The 18,490-nt window shown below is 39.6% G+C and carries 18 protein-coding genes; 5 read left to right on the forward strand and 13 right to left on the reverse strand.

The window, feature by feature from the left end; genetic code table 11:
• Window positions 1-93 precede the first annotated feature (93 nt).
• Window positions 94-1,101: a catabolite control protein A gene (gene ccpA / locus PO903_RS20275; RefSeq protein ID WP_069329015.1), complete on the reverse strand. Its 1,008-nt coding sequence runs from the start codon at window positions 1,099-1,101 to the stop codon at window positions 94-96.
• Window positions 1,102-1,215: 114 nt separating this feature from the next.
• Window positions 1,216-1,557 (reverse strand): bacillithiol system redox-active protein YtxJ, encoded by a 342-nt coding sequence (ytxJ, locus tag PO903_RS20280; RefSeq protein WP_069329014.1) that lies wholly within the window; start codon window positions 1,555-1,557, stop codon window positions 1,216-1,218.
• Window positions 1,558-1,857: 300 nt separating this feature from the next.
• Between ytxJ and PO903_RS20285 the strand changes: the two genes are divergently transcribed.
• Window positions 1,858-2,385, forward strand: coding sequence for a type 1 glutamine amidotransferase domain-containing protein (locus PO903_RS20285; RefSeq protein ID WP_069329013.1), 528 nt, complete (start codon window positions 1,858-1,860; stop codon window positions 2,383-2,385).
• Between the two features lie 129 nt (window positions 2,386-2,514).
• Here PO903_RS20285 and ptsP read toward each other — a convergent pair whose 3' ends face one another.
• From ptsP to aroA, 4 genes are all read right to left on the reverse strand, one after another.
• On the reverse strand, window positions 2,515-4,272 hold the full coding sequence (gene ptsP / locus PO903_RS20290; protein WP_273594412.1) for a phosphoenolpyruvate--protein phosphotransferase: 1,758 nt from the start codon (window positions 4,270-4,272) through the stop codon (window positions 2,515-2,517).
• 2 nt (window positions 4,273-4,274) lie between these two features.
• Window positions 4,275-6,149, reverse strand: coding sequence for a glucose PTS transporter subunit IIA (locus tag PO903_RS20295; RefSeq protein ID WP_069329011.1), 1,875 nt, complete (start codon window positions 6,147-6,149; stop codon window positions 4,275-4,277).
• Window positions 6,150-6,413: 264 nt separating this feature from the next.
• Window positions 6,414-6,845, reverse strand: a complete 432-nt coding sequence (locus PO903_RS20300; protein ID WP_069329010.1) for a CoA-binding protein — start codon at window positions 6,843-6,845, stop codon at window positions 6,414-6,416.
• Window positions 6,846-6,920: 75 nt separating this feature from the next.
• Window positions 6,921-8,216, reverse strand: a complete 1,296-nt coding sequence (gene aroA / locus PO903_RS20305) for a 3-phosphoshikimate 1-carboxyvinyltransferase (protein ID WP_273594413.1) — start codon at window positions 8,214-8,216, stop codon at window positions 6,921-6,923.
• Between the two features lie 163 nt (window positions 8,217-8,379).
• Here aroA and PO903_RS20310 point away from each other — a divergent pair, with 163 nt between their 5' ends.
• Window positions 8,380-8,688, forward strand: coding sequence for a rhodanese-like domain-containing protein (locus PO903_RS20310; RefSeq protein ID WP_069329008.1), 309 nt, complete (start codon window positions 8,380-8,382; stop codon window positions 8,686-8,688).
• Between the two features lie 72 nt (window positions 8,689-8,760).
• Here the strand turns inward: PO903_RS20310 and PO903_RS20315 are convergent, their stop codons facing one another.
• The 3 genes from PO903_RS20315 to PO903_RS20325 form a co-directional block, all read right to left on the reverse strand.
• The gene (locus tag PO903_RS20315) at window positions 8,761-9,294 is read right to left on the reverse strand and encodes a shikimate kinase (RefSeq protein WP_241669243.1); all 534 of its coding nucleotides are present in this window, start codon (window positions 9,292-9,294) and stop codon (window positions 8,761-8,763) included.
• A 196-nt stretch (window positions 9,295-9,490) separates the two neighbouring features.
• Window positions 9,491-10,903 carry an NADP-dependent phosphogluconate dehydrogenase gene (gene gnd / locus PO903_RS20320; protein ID WP_069329007.1) on the reverse strand — a complete coding sequence of 471 codons (1,413 nt, stop codon included), beginning with the start codon at window positions 10,901-10,903 and terminating at the stop codon, window positions 9,491-9,493.
• Window positions 10,904-11,105: 202 nt separating this feature from the next.
• On the reverse strand, window positions 11,106-11,702 hold the full coding sequence (locus PO903_RS20325) for a YkzI domain-containing protein (RefSeq protein WP_069329006.1): 597 nt from the start codon (window positions 11,700-11,702) through the stop codon (window positions 11,106-11,108).
• A 332-nt stretch (window positions 11,703-12,034) separates the two neighbouring features.
• Here PO903_RS20325 and PO903_RS20330 point away from each other — a divergent pair, with 332 nt between their 5' ends.
• Window positions 12,035-12,667, forward strand: coding sequence for a YktB family protein (locus tag PO903_RS20330; protein WP_273594414.1), 633 nt, complete (start codon window positions 12,035-12,037; stop codon window positions 12,665-12,667).
• Window positions 12,668-12,737: 70 nt separating this feature from the next.
• On the opposite strand, the gene PO903_RS20335 is transcribed toward PO903_RS20330, so the two are convergent.
• The gene (locus PO903_RS20335) at window positions 12,738-14,021 is read right to left on the reverse strand and encodes an MFS transporter (protein ID WP_273594415.1); all 1,284 of its coding nucleotides are present in this window, start codon (window positions 14,019-14,021) and stop codon (window positions 12,738-12,740) included.
• A 190-nt stretch (window positions 14,022-14,211) separates the two neighbouring features.
• Between PO903_RS20335 and PO903_RS20340 the strand changes: the two genes are divergently transcribed.
• The gene (locus PO903_RS20340; protein ID WP_069329003.1) at window positions 14,212-15,696 is read left to right on the forward strand and encodes an aminotransferase class I/II-fold pyridoxal phosphate-dependent enzyme; all 1,485 of its coding nucleotides are present in this window, start codon (window positions 14,212-14,214) and stop codon (window positions 15,694-15,696) included.
• A gap of 100 nt (window positions 15,697-15,796) precedes the next feature.
• Here PO903_RS20340 and PO903_RS20345 read toward each other — a convergent pair whose 3' ends face one another.
• Both PO903_RS20345 and PO903_RS20350 read right to left on the reverse strand, forming a co-directional pair.
• Complete coding sequence (locus tag PO903_RS20345) at window positions 15,797-16,105, reverse strand: DUF1292 domain-containing protein (RefSeq protein WP_069329002.1); 309 nt, start codon at window positions 16,103-16,105, stop codon at window positions 15,797-15,799.
• Window positions 16,106-16,280: 175 nt separating this feature from the next.
• A complete protein-coding gene (locus PO903_RS20350; protein WP_069329001.1) occupies window positions 16,281-16,835 on the reverse strand; it encodes a stalk domain-containing protein in 555 nt (184 codons plus the stop codon).
• A gap of 354 nt (window positions 16,836-17,189) precedes the next feature.
• On the opposite strand from PO903_RS20350, the gene PO903_RS20355 reads away from it, so the two are divergent.
• Window positions 17,190-17,930 (forward strand): MBL fold metallo-hydrolase, encoded by a 741-nt coding sequence (locus PO903_RS20355; protein ID WP_069329000.1) that lies wholly within the window; start codon window positions 17,190-17,192, stop codon window positions 17,928-17,930.
• A 96-nt stretch (window positions 17,931-18,026) separates the two neighbouring features.
• Here the strand turns inward: PO903_RS20355 and PO903_RS20360 are convergent, their stop codons facing one another.
• Entirely contained in the window at window positions 18,027-18,488 is a 462-nt protein-coding gene (locus PO903_RS20360; protein ID WP_069328999.1) for a GNAT family N-acetyltransferase, read from the reverse strand.
• Between the last annotated feature and the right edge of the window lie 2 nt (window positions 18,489-18,490).

An 18,490-nucleotide genomic window follows, 5' to 3' on the forward strand; every position in this document is an offset into this window, starting at 1 on the left:
AGTTCCGTTGAGTAGGTATAGCCTAAAGATATAACAAAAAAGCATCTTCTCCTTAAAGGAAAAGATGCTTTTGATTATTGCGGATATTCAATATTAGTTTAATTGATTGACAGACAAGCGTAGGATGGTTTCGTGTGGCAAAATAACACGAGTGTTCTCTACGTTTTCTTTTTTCATCAACTTCGTTAACAAACGCATAGCTACAGCACCTAGATCATACATCGGTTGAGCTACAGTCGTTAACTGTGGACGTACCATCGAAGCTAGACGAATATTATCTACCGAAATAATAGAGAAATCGTCTGGTACTTTCAAGCCTTCATCTTGAATGCTGTGAATCGCACCAATCGCCATTTCATCTGTTGCTGCAAAAATAGCCGTTGGGCGCTTTTTCAGACCGATAAAATATTTCATAGCTTCTACGCCAGATTCGTAACGATAATTACCGATACGTACCCAGTCTTCTTTATATTCAATATTTGCTGCTTCCAATGCTTTTTTGTATCCTTGGAAACGAGAATATCCATTTGCAGGATCTTGTAATGTACCACTGATCATTGCAATTTCACGATGTCCATGACGAATCAATGTATTCACAGCATCAAAAGCAGCTGCTTCATGATCGATATCTACAGATGGAATCAATCCATTCTCATCACGAGTGGCACACAAAACGATAGGTACAGCTGAAGATTGGAATGCTTGCAAATGATCTTCTGTAACGGTTCCGCCCATAAATAACAGACCATCTACTTGCTTCTCTAGCAATGTATTCACTACACGAATTTCTTTTTCTTTTTTCTTATCTGCATTACAAAGAATAATATTGTAATGATACATATTTGCGATATCTTCTATCCCACGTGCAATTTCTGCAAAGATAGAATTTGAGATATCCGGGATAACAACGCCTACTGTTGTTGTTTTCTTACTAGCAAGTCCACGTGCTACTGCGTTAGGGCGATAACCCAGACGCTCGATCGCTTCATAAACTTTTTTGCGCGTTTGCGGCTTCACGTTGGGATTATTATTCACTACACGAGATACTGTAGCCATAGATACTCCAGCTTCACGTGCCACATCGTAAATGGTTACTGTCACGGTCCTTCTCTCCATTACCAATAAATTTTCTTCATGTTTTCAAGAATTTGCTTCATTTTTCATTTAGATTCATGATACGCTAAAATACTATGACTTGCAATCATTGGTTATCGCTTAAGATAGCGCTTCACGTAGCGAACTGACTGTAATCTTAGAATGAGAGGTGTTCCAGATCGGCTCGCCATTTTTAACCAAAATCACTTGTGGTGATTCGTGCTTCAATTGCAGACTTTCTGCTACAGCGTTAGATACATCGCGATTCTCCACTACATAGACCAAACCATAATCAACATCTTCGCTTGGATTACTTTCCAAATACGATTTAAATTCATTATAAGCGCCAGCGCTAATCGGACAACGAGTACTATGTTTAAAAACAAGCAGTGGTTTTTGTGTTGTATGATTCAATGCTTCTTGTAACTGATCGGTTGTAGTCATCTGAGTTACACTTGCCATTATGCACACATCCCCTTTTGCTATTAATTAATGTAAGAACGTTTTCATGAATAACTATCATAAGTATCTTAACAAATAACAGTGTAAAAATCCATTTTTTTGTCATTGTTAACGTTTTTTTAGCTGAATTTAATGAAATGTAATTTTCATAATCACTTTCTTTTCATAGTTATACCATTGCTTTTCATTTGACCTCTTTTGATCCATGTTCATTATTTTGATACAATGAACCCGAATAAACGCAGTTGAGCTATAGGTATGATGATCATTAATCAATATAATTCTGAAAGGAATGAGAATATGAGATTAGCAGGTAAGAAAGTGATTGCTTTGGTCGATGAGGAATTTGAAGATCTGGAACTATGGGTTCCTGTATACCGTGTACGTGAAGAAGGTGCTGAAGTTCATCTAGCAGGTGCAGATCGTGGTAAAAAGTATATGGGTAAATATGGAGTGCCTGCTGAAGCAGAATATAGCTTTGACGAATTAGACAGTGCGGATTATGATGGCATTCTTGTTCCCGGAGGATGGGCGCCAGATAAATTACGCCGTTATCCTAAAGTATTAGAATTGGTACGAGAAATGCATGAAGCTCGCAAGCCGATCGGTCAAATCTGTCATGCAGGTTGGGTACTAATCTCAGCAGGTATTCTACAAGGAGTGACAGTTACTTCTACACCAGGTATTCGTGATGATATGGAAAATGCCGGTGCTACTTGGAAAGATGAAGCTGTTGTTGTGGATGGTCATATTATCTCAGCTCGTCGTCCGCCAGATCTTCCTCCGTACGGTAAAGCATTTTGTGATGCTCTGGCAGCAAAAGTGTAACTACAAACTCTCTTTTGGAGCAAGCATATTAAAATGGAATAACCGTACACTCTAAAATAATACAAAAAAAGAAGCAGACCTTAAACTACATGGTCTGCTTCTTTTTGTATCATTTGATATGGTACTTATTTATGAAGTTGAAGAAGCAAATGAAGCATCCGAATCTGTTAATGTATTCATATAGTGTTGAATGCCTTCTTCGATCGCTTGCGATGTTTTTAATTTCATCCATGACAATGCTTGATGAGAAGCTTGCTTGGAATCGGTATTCAATATGCTCTGTTTGACCCGCAATAACGATTGAGGTGACATGCTTAGATGATCGACACCCATCTGTAACCAAAATGGAATCGAACGTTCATCTCCAGCCATTTCTCCGCATACACTTACAGGTATACCTTCTGCATGAGCAGCTTGAATCGTACTCCGAAGCATCCGTAGCACAGCAGGATGATACGGATTATACATATGGGCAATATGTTCATTCATACGGTCAACAGCCAGTACATACTGAACTAGATCATTGGTACCGATACTGAAAAAGTCACATTCTTCAGCCAGCAGATCAGCAATAGCAACAGCCGCAGGAATTTCGATCATAATCCCGACTTGAATATCACGGTTGTATGGCATTCCACGTTGATCCAATTCATCCATTGCTTCACGGAGAATTACATTCGCTTGTTGTACTTCTTCTACCGAAGAAATCATCGGATACATAATTTTGACTGCACCATAAGCACTTGCACGTAATATCGCCAGTAATTGCGTTTTGAACAAGTCCGTATGTTCCAGACAGATTCGAATCGCTCGATAACCGAGGAAAGGATTTTCTTCTTCAGGTAATGGGAAATAATCCAGTTCTTTATCTCCACCAATATCGAGTGTGCGAATAACGACTGCTTGCCCTTTGGCTTTTTCAGCAACTAACCGATACACTTCGAATTGCTCACGTTCACTTGGAAAAGAAGTGCGATCCATATACATAAATTCAGTACGGAATAATCCCACACCTTTGGCTCCATTTTTCAAAGCAATATCCAGTTCTTTAATAGAGCTGATATTCGCTGAGAGACGCATAGGAAAGCCATCTCTAGTAACTGAATCTACCGTAGACAACATCTCTAACTGCCGTTTACGGCGATCCTGAGCGGTTCTAATTAGCTTATAATGTTCGATTGTTTTTGGATCAGGGTGAACAATGATTTTACCATTATCTCCATCGACAATAATCATTTCACCGGTCTGAATTGGTGGATCTAATTGACTTTCCAATCCAGAGACAAGCGGAATCCCGATCGCTCTTGCCATAATAGCCGAATGAGATGTTTTTCCACCTAGAATGGTAGCAATACCGAGTACATTATGTGGATTCAAATGCACTAATTGCGAAGGTGACAATTCTTTAGCTACCAGAATATAAGGTTGTGTATCTGTAGGTAACGTCACTTCAGGCGCACCTAGTAGATGTTTGAGTAGGCGGTTACCTACATCTTTGATATCAGCAGCACGTTCTTTCATATATTCATCATCCAGTAAATCAAACATCGTTACAAAATGGTTAATCGCTTCTTGTACAGCCACTTCTGCCGCTTTGTATTGACGTTCAATAATACCGCGAATCTCATTCATAAATTCAGGATCTTCCAAAATAGCTAAATGAGCATCGAAAATGCTTGATTCTTCGGGGCCTGCGATTTCCTCGAATTCATTTTTCATGAGCTCTATTTCCGTTTTGGATGTACGAATCCCTTCATATAAACGCTCAAATTCTTGCGCAAGGTCTGTTGGATCTAGACACTGATCCGGCACATCCCATTCCCAAGTTGGTAATACAAATGCTTTTCCTATCGCTACTCCACCAGCAGCTGCAATTCCTTTGATCATGTTTAGTCCCCCCCACCGCTCTTATCATGCAATACTACCGACATTACAGCCCCTTGTCCTTTTTTCACATTTTTAAATGGAGCATAACTCCATGATCTGACACGATCAGGGTTAGTAATAACCATCGGAGTCGCAAGTGACGGTGCGTTTTTTTGCAATGTTTCCAAATCAAATTTGATCAATAACTGTCCGGCTTCGACAACATCTCCAGCAGCAACAACCGCTTCAAAACAGCCTTTTTGCTGAGAGGTATCAATACCGATATGAAGCAATATTTCAACACCTTCGGTTGTGCCAATACCTATCGCATGCATTGTAGGATACAAATGCATAATCGTTCCGGCTACCGGTGATACTAATTCACCACTTTCAGGTAAAAAGGCTACACCTTCACCGACTAATTTCCCTGCGAAAATCTGATCAGGCACTTCAGATAAAGCAATCATTTTACCTTGTACAGGTGCGCAAAATTGAACATGTGTCAGATCGCGATCCATCAACTTCCGAATCTCTTCACGAATCAATTCGGAATACGTGCCGAATACGATTTGTACATTACCGCCACCTAATTTGATCAGTCCGGCTGAACCTAACGACTTCAGCGCACGACTATCTATCGCACGGTCATTGACTACCGTTAATCGCAATCTTGTAATACAAGCTTCCACTCTGACAATATTTTCTTTGCCACCTAATGCTTGCAAGATAAGCGGGGTCTGATAAGGTATATTACCCACCCAATCGCCTAATGTAGAAGCTTCTTCACGACCAGGTGTTGGAATCCTAAATCGCCGAATCGCAAAGCGGAAAATAAAGTAATATGCCAGTCCATAGGCTATTCCAATCGGAATCAACATCCATGCATTACTAGACAAATGATAATTCAGCACATAGTCGATCGCTCCTGCTGAATAGGAGAAACCATGATGAATGTCTAATGCATAGGTGATCCACATCGCTAGTCCAGATAACACAATGTGAATACCGAATAACCATGGCGAAGCAAATAAAAAAGCAAACTCAATCTGCTCGGATACCCCTGTCAAAAAACAAACGAGCGCCGCCCGCATAAATGTTTTACGCACTTTGGGCTTCAAATCTTCGCGTGCTTCTTGAATAATAGCAAGAGCTGTCGCTGGTAATGCAAACATCATCACAGGATATAAGCCTGCCATATAGATACCTGCTGTCGGATCCCCACTGAAAAATCGTGGCAAATCACCCTGAACAATATCTCCATGCGTCTCATAAGACCCAATTTGAAACCAGACAATATTATTCAATAAGTGATGCAATCCAAAAGCGGAAAGAATACGGTATAACGCTCCATATAAAAATAACCCGAACCCGCCCATCGTAGACAATCCCCAGGTGAGTCCATTTAAAAGATGTTGTAATATCGGGGCGAACCATAACATGCCATAAGCAAATACAGAAGAAAATAACCCCATAAACAGCAAAACAAAACGCGATCCGCCAAAAAACTGGATCGCTTCGGGAAGACGTACATTTTTGAATCGCCTGTACACTGCCCCGGCTATGATACCCATCATGATTCCAATCAATGTGGAAGGCTGTATCAAATCACTGCTAAAATGCTTGGTCACCTGATCATATAATGCCATTCCGGCAAAAGCGGCAAGTCCTGCCGTTCCGGCTTGATTAGCCAGTCCTAAGGCAACACCTATCGCAAAAATAAACGGTAAATAATGAAAAATACTTTGACCTGCTATCGTAGCTACCTCAGAAACGACAGGTAAGCCCCATGCTCCCCATGGAAGGCCTCCTACACTGAGCAAAATAGCCGCTGCCGGAAGTACCATGGTAGGAAGCATAATTGCTCTTCCGAACTGTTGCAGGGAACCTAGCCAATTCAACGCGCCCTCCCCCTTCCTATACCTGATGGTACGCTGTAGGCCATGTTTTGTCAAAGCGTCTCCATATGATAGGAATGCCATGATTTCCTCATTTTTATATATAACATACACCTAATTGTTCATCTATTCTATATCTATTATGCAAAAGATATCGAAAAGACAAAAAAATATAGAAAAGCCTAAGATTGGATCAACCGGCTTTTCTATATTTTGATGGAGTGCTTCATTTTTATCGTATATTTCAAGACACTTATCTATAATTGATTAAGCTCGTACAGGACGTACAATCGCTTCTTCTACTTTGATACAGCGATCCATAATCATCTGGATACCCTGTTCTTCTGCTATTTGTGCGGCTTCGTTATTCACTACACCTAATTGTAACCAGATCGTCTGAGCATTGACCTCTACCGCTTCTCTAGCGATGTCTGCGCAATACTCACTACGGCGGAATACATTGACCATATCAATCGGTTCAGGCACATCTTTAAGGCTCGCATAGCAGGTTTCGCCTAGAATCTTCTGCCCTGCTGCTTGTGGATTAACAGGAATAATACGATAGCCTCGATTTTGCATCGCTGCGGATACCATATACGATGTACGATCCATTTTGTCAGATAATCCAACCACTGCGATATTGCCTACGTTTTCCAAAATCGTTTTAATTTCTTCTCGTGAAGGATTAGTAAAAGCCATCTTCATCTTCCTCCTTGATCTGTATTTAATAGAGAACAGTACGCTGATTAATTCAAGCTATACCTATTGCTTATATTAACCTTGTACCCATTCTATATTAGCGCCAAGCGCTTGGATGTGATCAAAGTACTGCGGATACGACTTCGCTACATGATGAGCATCACGAATAACGATCGGTTGTTTGGCACGTAAGCCTACAATAGACAGTGCCATAATAACACGATGATCATAATGAGCATCAATCGTAACGCCACCTTCTACTCCTTCAGGACGACCATGCACGATGATCTCTGCTTGACGCTCTTCTACATTAGCACCTGCTTTGCGAAGTTCTGTTAAATAGTCTGTGATCCGGTCGCACTCTTTATAACGCAAATTTTCTACATTATAGAAGCGTGAAGTGCCTTCTGCAAATACAGCCGCTGCTACCATCGCAAGTACAGCATCTGTAGCCGCATCACCATCAAATTCAACTGCTTTAAGTATGCCTGTTCCTTTGACATGTACAACATCATTTTCATGAGTTAATGGAACTTGCATCATTTGTAATACATCTACGACTGCTTTTTCCCCTTGCTTACTTTCTACAGGTAAGCGATGAATAATCACATCAGACTTGGTGACTGCCGCTGCTGCAAGTACAGCTGCTGATCCCGGATAATCGCCTTGCACGGTGTAGGATTGAGCTACATATTTTTGACGACCTGGTACTTTGTAAGTCATCAAGTCTTCACTTGCTTCAATCGTAATACCAGCTTGCGCTAATACTTCAAGTGTCTGCCCTACAACGACTTTGGACTTGAGATCATGTAGTACTGTAATTTCACTATCTTCTTCTAATAAAGGAGTCAAAAATAACAATGCACTTAAATACTGTGAGCTGACACTACCCGATACAGTAATCTTGCCACCACGCGGCTGACCTCCACGTATCGTAATTGGTAGTCTTCCATTCTGGTGTTCTACTTCGACACCTAATTGACCCAAAGATGTAATCAGATCATCATGTGGACGTTTCCCTAGTGAATCTGGATATGTATTCACAAACGTCACTTCAGGGCATAATGCAGCAATCGCCATCAAAAAGCGTAATACCGCTCCAGCATTACCTACATTTAACTCTTTCACATCTACAGGCTTGCTCCCGAATCCAGTAATCACTATTTTCTCATCATCTTCTTCTAAAATAGCTCCCAAATCACGAATACAACGACGCATTGCATCACTATCTTCACTGTGTGCAGGGAAATGAATCGTACTTGTTCCTTCTGCTAAAGCAGCTACTAGCAAATAACGTGTAGTATAATTTTTAGAAGATAACGCTCCAATTTCTCCTTTGAGTTCAGGGGTAGGGGTAACAATAACATCCATAGTTTTCTGCTCCTTTAAATAAAATAATATTGGTCATTATAGTTATACTTCTTTTGTTTAACTCATTTTCTGTGCTATGCTGTCACTTCAATTGACAGTAAAGATCACGCTTCGGTATGATAAAGATGTTAAAAACACATTCAGAAATGAGGGTATAACCTATATGTCTAATCCTACTCAGATCGACACGGATGAACTGCGCGAACGCTTGGCGGCAGGAGAAAAATTGCAATTAATTGATGTACGTGAAGATGAAGAAGTGAACCAGGGTATGATCGATGGTGCCAAACATATTCCTTTGGGTCAAATTCCTGATCGTCTGAATGAAATCGATAAAACAATACCGACTGTTTTAATTTGTCGTAGCGGATACCGTAGCGAACGTGCGCGCGAATATCTACAACAATTAGGTTACGATCATTGCTTAAATATGTCTGGTGGTATGATTGATTGGGTTGAAAATCAATCTTAATTGAATATTCTTTATCTGTATCAAAGACTTGTTGACTTCATGTAACAAGTCTTTTACTTTCGTACCTAAACATTAAAAAGCTTGAACGCGGTAACGTGTTAAAACATGTGTAGCCACTTCATCTGGATTCAAAAGCGATGTATCTACAGTGACATGGGCAAATTCATAAGCGTGTTTACGCTGCTCCATAATACTACTGACTCGCTCATATGTGTCTCCTGCTAGCAATGGACGGTTATCGTCTCCACCTACACGTTGTACAATATGATCAATATCAGCGGTCAAACATACCACAAGCCCTTTATTGGTCATGAGCTGGCAATTGGTATCCCGCAACACTGAACCTCCGCCTGTCGACACGATTTGCCCTTTTTGCTCCAACACTTTGGCAAGCATTTGGCTTTCAAGTTCACGGAAGTACAATTCTCCTTTGGAAGCGAAAATATCCTGTACACTCATACCTTCTGATTCTGCAATCACTGCATCAATATCAACTAATGGATATTGCAGTAAATCAGCTAATAATGTACCTACGGTTGTTTTGCCTGTACCCATCATTCCAACCAGAATAATATTGGAATGCAACAAATCTTTTGGTTGATGCACTATGTCTACACCTCTTTCAACAACTATGCTATTCCACCCATCATATCATAGAGGTAAAACATAAGACAATCATTCGTTTCTTCGATGTAATCCCTTTAGAAGCAGACAAAGTAGACATCAAAAAAGCGCACTGGCTTTTCCTATCTGCATAGGAGTTCCAGTGCGCTTTAAAATAATGATTATCAGATATTGTAGACTATTCTTGCATCCATTCGTGATGGAATGTACCTTCTTTATCCAAACGTTTGAACGTATGTGCACCGAAGTAGTCACGTTGAGCTTGTAACAAGTTTGCTGGCAATCTTTCTGTACGGTAGCTATCGAAGTAAGCCAATGCACTAGAGAATCCAGGAACCGGAATACCGTATTTCACAGCGATAGATACAACTTCACGCCATGCATCTTGATATTCTTCAACTACACCTTTGAAGTAATCATCAAGCAATAGGTTTTTTAGACCGGAGTCTTTGTCATAAGCATCTTTGATGTTTTGCAAGAAACGAGAACGGATAATACAACCGCCACGGAAAATCATAGCGATATTACCGTATTTCAAATCCCAACCGTATTCGTCAGAAGCTGCACGCATTTGTGCGAAACCTTGAGCGTAAGATACGATTTTGGAAGCAAACAATGCTCTGCGAACTGCTTCAATAAATTCAGCTTTGTCGCCTGTGAAAGCATCTGTTTTAGGTCCGTTTAGAATTTTACTTGCTGCTACACGTTCTTCTTTCATTGCAGACAAGAAGCGTGCAAATACAGATTCAGTGATCATAGACAATGGAACGCCTAGATCCAATGAACTTTGACTTGTCCATTTACCTGTACCTTTTTGTCCAGCAGAGTCAAGAATAACGTCAACCATAGGTTTGCCAGTTTCTTTATCATATTTAGAGAAGATATCAGCTGTAATTTCGATCAAGTAGCTATCTAGTTCGCCTTTGTTCCACTCGCTGAAAATAGATTGTAATTCTTCAGCAGAAGTTCCTAGAACAGAAGTTAACAAGTTATATGCTTCACCAATCAACTGCATATCGCCATACTCGATACCGTTATGCACCATTTTTACATAGTGTCCAGCGCCGTCTGGTCCGATATATGTACAGCAAGGATCGCCATCAACTTTAGCAGAAATTGCTGTAAGAATAGGTTCTACCAATTTATAAGCACTTTCTTGTCCACCTGGCATAATAGCAGGTCCTTTAAGTGCGCCTTCTTCACCACCGGATACACCTGTACCGATAAAGCGGAATCCTTGAGCTTCCAAGTCTTTGCTACGACGTTGCGTATCTGGGAAGTAAGCATTACCACCATCAATAATGATGTCACCTTCAGCTAAGAAAGGAATCAATTGTTCAATCGTAGAATCTGTTGCAGATCCTGCTTGAACCATAATTAGAATTTTGCGTGGAACTTCCAAAGAATTAACAAACTCTTCGATAGAAAATGTTCCTGTTAGGTTTTTGCCTTTTGCTTCTTCAAGCAAATCGTTCGTTTTTTGCGGAGAACGATTGAATACAGATACTGTAAAGCCTCTGCTTTCAATATTTAAAGCTAAGTTCTTACCCATAACGGCAAGACCGATTACACCAATTTGTTGTTTAGACATTTCTGGTTCTCCATCCTTTGCTTCAATATTTTGTATTCATGATTTTGCATAAAATAAGTAGGTTCAATTCATCATTTTACAGGTTTTAATGTCATAAGGAAAGTCTCAAAACATGATCTGACCAAAATTCATAGAATTGTTGAAAGAATTGTGAATATTTTGGCTATCTCAACAAATTATTTTGGAGATCACGTTTTAAGGTTTACTTTTCCAAACGAATAAGTTCAAAACGAAGATTTTCCAACACTTTTTTACATTCATCAATTTTTTCAGTATCGCCTGTTTTGATCGCTTCATTCAATCGATCTAACGATTCATCAATTTGCGTCTCTATATTTTCCAATCTCTGTTCACCTTCCGTCGATAAAAAAAGTGTGTGTAATGCTTCATGCGTTAACGTCGATTCTTTTTGATATAATACACGCTGTTCGAAACCCGATATTTCGACCATACGAATCACTTCACCAAACAATATGTTTTCAACAAGAATCTGTTGATCTTTAAATCGTTTGACGATTGCATGCCCACGTGTATCGCCGATTAACTTCTCCATCCATTCAGACAAACGCGAATCATGGATACGATAATCTCCGATCAATTTGTATCCTTCTTGTGTTTGTTGAAAACGTAATTTGGTCATATGATCATCTGTACGGATCGATACGATAAATGAATCCTCGGTTTCTCTCCAATACAGTGAATATCCTTCTTTGATCAAATCACGAATCAAATTTTGAATATCACGCCGCTCAAAACGCAATTCCAAGTTACAATATTCCACTTCATAACTTTTATTCATCATAATCCCTCCTTTTCAAACAATTGGTTGATCTGTATGTCATTCTATATATCTTTCTAGCTGTTCTGTGATTAATTGATAAAATATACAAAAAAAAGTATAAATAACGAATGCTATTTTGGAAATAAGCACTATAAAGAGTATTGTTGTATATGCAAACTTTAGTACAATGTATACTTATTATAATTTTACCCCTTTACAAGGTTGTCTAAGCACTAAAGCATACAGATACATGTAATCTTCATGAAATAATCGTATGCTCTTATGCTATAATAAACGCGGCTTATCGGTACACTTATATGGATGGATTTGGAAAGAGGGGCATTTTAAATATGAATAATGTTGAATTTAAAGGATTTGATTCGAAAGACTTTGATGTATTTACTATCGATGGTTTGGAGCCACGTATGGATGCGTTGATTCAGACGATTCGACCTAAACTCACAACAATCGGTGAACAGATACAGCCTTATCTGGCTACACTATGTGGTGAAGAAATGTATGTACATGTTGCCAAACACGCTCGTCGTACGGTGAATCCACCTAAAGATACATGGGTAGCATGGGCATCGAATAAACGTGGATACAAAGCATTACCTCACTTTGAAGTAGGTATGTTTGGCAGTCATGTCTTTATTGTATTTGCAATTATCTATGAAAGTCCACGTAAAGTAGATTTTGGTAAAGCATTACAAACCAATTGGAAAAAAGTAAAACAAATGATTCCTGATGAATTCTACTGGTCTACAGATCATATGTCACCACAAGCCAATATTCAGGGTGAATTGGATGACCAGTACTGGTTGGATACCGCAGAACGATTACAGCATGTCAAAAAATCCGAGATCGTATGTGGATTACGTATCGAAAAAGATGATCCATTGCTTCAAGATGGCAAAGCTTTTATCGAAAAAGTAGAACAAACTTTCGAACAATTACTTCCGTTGTACCGAATGGCATTTTAATATCGACCTTCATATGAATCTATAAAAACACCTTATCTGCGATGTAAGCACATAAGGTGTTTTGGTATGTTTATCTAAGACTAGGTCGATGACGTATCATGATCCAATGAATACAAAACAAAATAAACATTGAACTAGCACTGACAAAAAAAGGAGCTTGTGGACTGATACTATCCCATAACTTTCCAGAGACTAGAGGCCCAATCACAAGCCCTGATCCTTGTAACGTCAAAAACAACCCCCAGATCATACCTCGTTCTTGCGTAGGCACAAGCTTAGCGAGTAACGAATTCCAAGCGGGCAAAATCATCGCATAACTCAAACCTATACCCACTACAAATATCCATATCCAAAATAAAATTCTAGTAGAAGCCATTCCGACTAATGCCGTACCTGCAAGTAAAAACCCAATATGCAGAAAAAAGCGACTGCCAAAACGATCGATCAGACGACCTGCTGGAATCAGACCCAGTGCAGTCACACCGCCACCTACAATTAATAAGCCGTTAAAATACGCAGGCGTTAATTCGAGTTGGCTGACCACATACAACGTGATAATAGGTGTAAGAATACCTAATGCAAAAGATTGTAGAAATAATGCCGGATATAATAAAGGATGGATATGTAGCGAACGAATCAACGATACATATTGCTGTATCCGTTGCTTACCTGTAATTCGAGAAGTTGATCGGTGCTGTAGCTGTTCATCCGATTCAGGATCAGCTTCTAGAGCATAGACTTCTTTTTTACGACCTGGTAAGCATAAAGCAATTCCTAGTACTACGGTCATACAGACTAACATCATCCAAAGTGTCGATTGATACGATGTGCCACTGATCCAATTGACAGTTACGGGTCCAAGCCCGGCGCCTCCAAGAGAAGCTATTTCTATAATGCTCATCGATGTTCCATATTTGCCATCAGCCTGTGAAAGACTGGTAATCTGCGACATCACACAAGGCCATAGAGGAGCACTTCCTATCCCCATCACTGCACAAGCAAAGATTAGCCAGCCTGTACTTTTTTCGGTTGCCATAATAAAAACAGCACCCAGTACAAGAATCATACCGATCGACATAATCATTCGGAAGCCCAATCGTTCTGCTAACCAGCCAGCAGGACCTCGAAGTGCATTGTCCCCTACATATTGCAATGCAAAAGCAATACCGATTGCAAACGCAGGTAATCCAAGTACATGGCCCATATATACAGGCAGTAAAGTGACTAATAATCCACCTTTAACAAATTCCACTAAAAAAATAAGGAGCCATAGGCATACAAATACAAAAATATGACGTTGACGCTTTTTTGCTTGATTCTGCTGGTCTGTGATAGAATTCGAAATCGATACCATTAATGAAGATGACTCCCTTCAAGTCTAACCCTGAATGTATACCTCTTTATAGATCATGCATTTTATCTTATCATAATAACTATTGCATTCCCTCCACGTTTTGCTATACTCATTTTGTTTGGCAAAATGTTGTATAAGCATTTTAGCCTATGAATCATTATTTGACATCAGAAAGGTTGTGACAGCTTTAATGGATCATCAGCAAACGCCGCTTTTTACCGCTCTTCGAGAACATGCGGCAAGCAATCCCGTCCAATTCCATATTCCAGGGCACAAAAAAGGAATCGGAAGTGATCAGGAATTTCGAGAGTTCGTGGGTGACAATACCCTTTCTATAGATCTGATCAATATCGCACCACTGGATGATTTACACCAACCTATGGGTGTGATCGAGCAAGCACAAAAATTAGCTGCTGATGCTTTTGGTGCTGATTATACGTATTTCTCAGTTCAAGGAACAAGTGGTGCTATTATGACTATGATTTTGTCAGTCTGCTCACCCGGTGACAAAATTATTGTTCCTCGTAATGTACACAAATCAATCATGTCTGCGATTATTTTTGCAGGAGCGAAGCCTGTATTCGTGTCTCCAGCACGTGATGAGAACTTGGGGATTGATCATGGTATTACGACTTCATCGGTACGCCGTGCTCTAGATCGTCATCCTGATGCCAAAGCTGTTCTTGTGATTAACCCGACTTACTTTGGTGTGTGTGCAGATTTGAAAGAAATCGTGGATCTTTCGCATAGCCGGGGTGTTCCTGTATTAGTTGATGAAGCGCATGGTGTATTGATTCATTTCCACAAGGACTTACCGGTCTCTGCGATGGAAGCCGGTGCAGATATGGCTGCTACCAGTGTACATAAGCTTGGTGGCTCTATGACTCAAAGTTCTGTCTTGAATCTAAATGTAAAAAATGGTCATGTGAATCCTCACCGCGTACAGACCATTATTAGCATGCTGACTACAACATCTACTTCATACATCCTACTCGCTTCTTTAGACACGTCACGTCGTAATCTAGCGCTACACGGACATGATATGGCAGAGCGCACGATCAATCTGGCACAAGAAACACGTCAGAAGATCAATGATATTCCGGGATTATACTGCTTTGGTAAAGAATTGCTTGGTGGTGAAGCTACCTTCAATTACGATCCGACGAAGCTGACGATTCATATCCGTCATTTAGGAATAACAGGCTATGATGCAGAGAACTGGTTGCGTGAGCATTACAATCTAGAGATTGAACTTAGTGATATGTATAACATTTTGTGTCTGGTGACTCCAGGGGATACACAGGATAGTGTAGATATTCTGGTACGTTCGTTAACGGATATGGCTTCTCAATATTACAGCACAGACGGTTCTAAAGAAATTCATGAATTGGTGGTCAAAATTCCAGAGATTCCGCAATTGTCACTGATTCCGCGTGATGCTTTTTACGGGGATACAGAAGTGGTTCCTTTCAAAGAATCCGCAGGGCGCATTATTGCTGAATTTATTTATGTATATCCGCCGGGTATTCCTATTTTGCTACCAGGTGAAGTCATTTCACAAGAAAATATCGATTATATTACCGATCATGTAGAAGTCGGTCTGCCTGTTAAAGGGCCTGAAGATCGTACGGTTCATCATGTCAAAGTGATTGTCGAGACAGACGCTATTTTCTAAACGTTTAATTACCTTTCTATAACATACAAAAAAAGCCGGAGCGAATACTGTATAGAAATATACAATATCCATTCCGGCTTTAGTTATAAAGTGATGAATCTTACTCTGATTCTTCAATAAGCTCGCCGTATGCTTTCTCTACAGCTGCCCATTCTTTTTCGTCTTCGATATTTTGCAATTCGAATCCGTCTTCTTCTTCCTCAAGACGCATGATATAACCATCTGCTTCAGGGTTGCCACGCTCTAGTAGAAGTGCATACAATTTCTCGCCCACATCAAATGTTTCAACAAGAACCATTTCTACATCATTACCTTCATCGTCAGTCAATGTTAATACATATTCTTCCGCTTCGTGGTCATGGTCGTGATCATGATTGCAATTTTCATCATGTACATGTTTATCGCTCATTAGGATAACCTACTTTCAGTATAAAATTGAATGTCATTTAGGTTCATAAATAGGTACAATACCTTGGATTCATGAAATAATACTTGTGTATCTTACCACTTTCCCCTAGACAGGTCAATTGAGAGTCATACCTTGAACAGATCCTAATCGATGAGAGACTAATCAGACATCATGATTATTGATTAAGCGCCGTAATTACCTTTTGGGATACCAGTACATAATCGCTAGCTTTGGACTTTTTCATATAAAATCCGACTGTATACTTGCCTGCGCTATTAAAGTCGTATGTGAAATCATATGTGCGGAACCAGAAGTTATCTTTTTGTTGTGTAATATCCTGACTTTGGATATCTTTTTGATTCCCTGAAGGATCGATAATCGCTACTTTCACAGCTACAATATCCGTTTGTAAATTGTCGACTTGACTAAATACGTTGAATTTGAGCTTTCCTTTACTGACGTTGCCAAACGCCGTATCATTTTTGAATAAAAAGATATGTACGTTAGGTTTGGTAAGTTTGACCGTTTTGGCATCATTATCATAATCGACAATCCCTTGAATTTCACGCAAAGGCACATAGGTTTTGCCATCGATCATGTACGCTCCATCACTAACCTCACTTCCATTGATCCAGACTTTAATCTTTTGACTTACAGCATCTGCAAATAGCACTGAACTGCTCATTAAGAAAAAGGCTAATGCACAGACTGCAACTCTTTTCCATATCACGTAAGAACCCCTCCTTTTATATTTAGAAAAAGCTTATCGACTCCAATTCTTTCTGTATTATAAAAGCATTGTATCTCTATGCTGATCTTCTTATACATATATACTCCATTAGTCCCGTTCAGTTGCGGTGAAAAAATTGTAACCTTTTGACATATGGTCACTCTTCTGCATTTTCACTTTTAACTCTTATTAAACCAATGAATTAAAGTTGTATCTCCGTGGGTTGGCTATAACAGGATTATATTCATCATTTCCCTTCTTGGTTCTATTCATGGTACATTGAGAAGGAAGAATGTCTAATGATCATACAAGACATATCTAGATCATACGTACAATACAGACAGGAGGAATACTGTGTCTATTGAACTACAAATGCTAGGAACAGGTAATGCTTTTGCCAAAAATTATCATAATAACAATGCCCTTCTTCATGTAGGCGACTATACGTTGATGGTGGATTGCGGTATTACAGCTCCACTGGCTTTACATCAATTGGGCAAAACGGTCAATGAAATAGATGCGATTCTAGTGACTCATATTCATGGAGATCATGTTGGAGGACTGGAAGAGCTAGGCTTTCAAATGAAATTTATCTATAATCGTAAACCGGTTCTATATATTGCAAGTACATTGGTTCGTCCACTATGGGAGCACACGTTGTCTGGTGGAATGACACAAGAAGGAATAGAACGAATCGAAGATGTGTTTGATGTGAGACCGATTGTGGCTGAGCAACCGATTACTTTAACCGAAGGACTGGATATTGAATTGATTCAGACTCCGCATATCGATGGCAAGAATAGCTATTCCTTTTTACTGAATGAGACTATTTTTTATAGCGGAGATATGAAATTCCAACCTCATCTGCTGGAACATTTGGTATATGAGCGAGGGGTGCAGACCATTCTGCATGATTGCCAATTACATCCTCCGGGTATTGTTCATGCCACGTTAGATGAATTGCTGTCTTTACCAGAACAAGTACGTTCGACTATTCTGTTGATGCATTATAACGACGATAAAGATGATTTTGTAGGCAAAACAAAAGAAATGACATTTTTAGAACAGCATAAAATATACACGTTAGGATCATAACCCTCCTATCGACAGATCAACAAAACAAAAAACCGTGCCCTATGCAACTGGCGCGGTTTTACTACGTTCATTCATGTCTATACATAGGTGAAAAGATTAGATCGTGACAACAAGTTGCTTTTTCATACTAACATGAGCAATACCTGCATCATCAAAAGGCTCTTCAGAAATCGTGATATATCCCATTTTATTGTAAAATCCTTCAGCTTGACATTGAGAATCAAGTAAAGCTTTTTCAAATCCATTTTGACGCGCATAATTTTCCATACCCAAAAGAATAGATTTGCCATATCCACCTCTACGATAACCAGGCAACACAGCAATACGTTGCATTTTAGCTGCTCCATTTTCATAACGAATCATACGGCCTGCGGCAATACTTTCACCATCTTTTTGCAATAAAAAGTGGTAAGCTACACCGTCATTAGGCAAATGATCGTACTGATCTATTTCTCGACTCTCAGGAACTTTCTGCTCTACAACAAATACTTGTTTCCGGATTTTTAAACATTCTTCCAGTTGTTGTTGAGTTTGAACGCGTATCACTTCTATCGCCATTT

It is taken from the genome of Paenibacillus sp. PK4536 (assembly GCF_028594455.2).
Classification (GTDB): domain Bacteria; phylum Bacillota; class Bacilli; order Paenibacillales; family Paenibacillaceae; genus Saccharibacillus; species Saccharibacillus nuruki.

Coding starts and splice junctions, on each gene's coding strand:
- PO903_RS20340 (WP_069329003.1), top strand. CDS start 14,212: ATGGATCATCAGCAAACGCCGCTTTTTACCGCTCTTCGAGAACATGCG.
- PO903_RS20360 (WP_069328999.1), bottom strand. CDS start 18,488: ATGGCGATAGAAGTGATACGCGTTCAAACTCAACAACAACTGGAAGAA.
- PO903_RS20300 (WP_069329010.1), bottom strand. CDS start 6,845: ATGGCTTTTACTAATCCTTCACGAGAAGAAATTAAAACGATTTTGGAA.
- PO903_RS20345 (WP_069329002.1), bottom strand. CDS start 16,105: ATGAGCGATAAACATGTACATGATGAAAATTGCAATCATGATCACGAC.
- gnd (WP_069329007.1), bottom strand. CDS start 10,903: ATGTCTAAACAACAAATTGGTGTAATCGGTCTTGCCGTTATGGGTAAG.
- PO903_RS20325 (WP_069329006.1), bottom strand. CDS start 11,702: ATGAATAAAAGTTATGAAGTGGAATATTGTAACTTGGAATTGCGTTTT.
- ptsP (WP_273594412.1), bottom strand. CDS start 4,272: ATGATCAAAGGAATTGCAGCTGCTGGTGGAGTAGCGATAGGAAAAGCA.
- PO903_RS20285 (WP_069329013.1), top strand. CDS start 1,858: ATGAGATTAGCAGGTAAGAAAGTGATTGCTTTGGTCGATGAGGAATTT.
- ytxJ (WP_069329014.1), bottom strand. CDS start 1,557: ATGGCAAGTGTAACTCAGATGACTACAACCGATCAGTTACAAGAAGCA.
- PO903_RS20330 (WP_273594414.1), top strand. CDS start 12,035: ATGAATAATGTTGAATTTAAAGGATTTGATTCGAAAGACTTTGATGTA.
- PO903_RS20310 (WP_069329008.1), top strand. CDS start 8,380: ATGTCTAATCCTACTCAGATCGACACGGATGAACTGCGCGAACGCTTG.
- PO903_RS20335 (WP_273594415.1), bottom strand. CDS start 14,021: ATGGTATCGATTTCGAATTCTATCACAGACCAGCAGAATCAAGCAAAA.
- aroA (WP_273594413.1), bottom strand. CDS start 8,216: ATGGATGTTATTGTTACCCCTACCCCTGAACTCAAAGGAGAAATTGGA.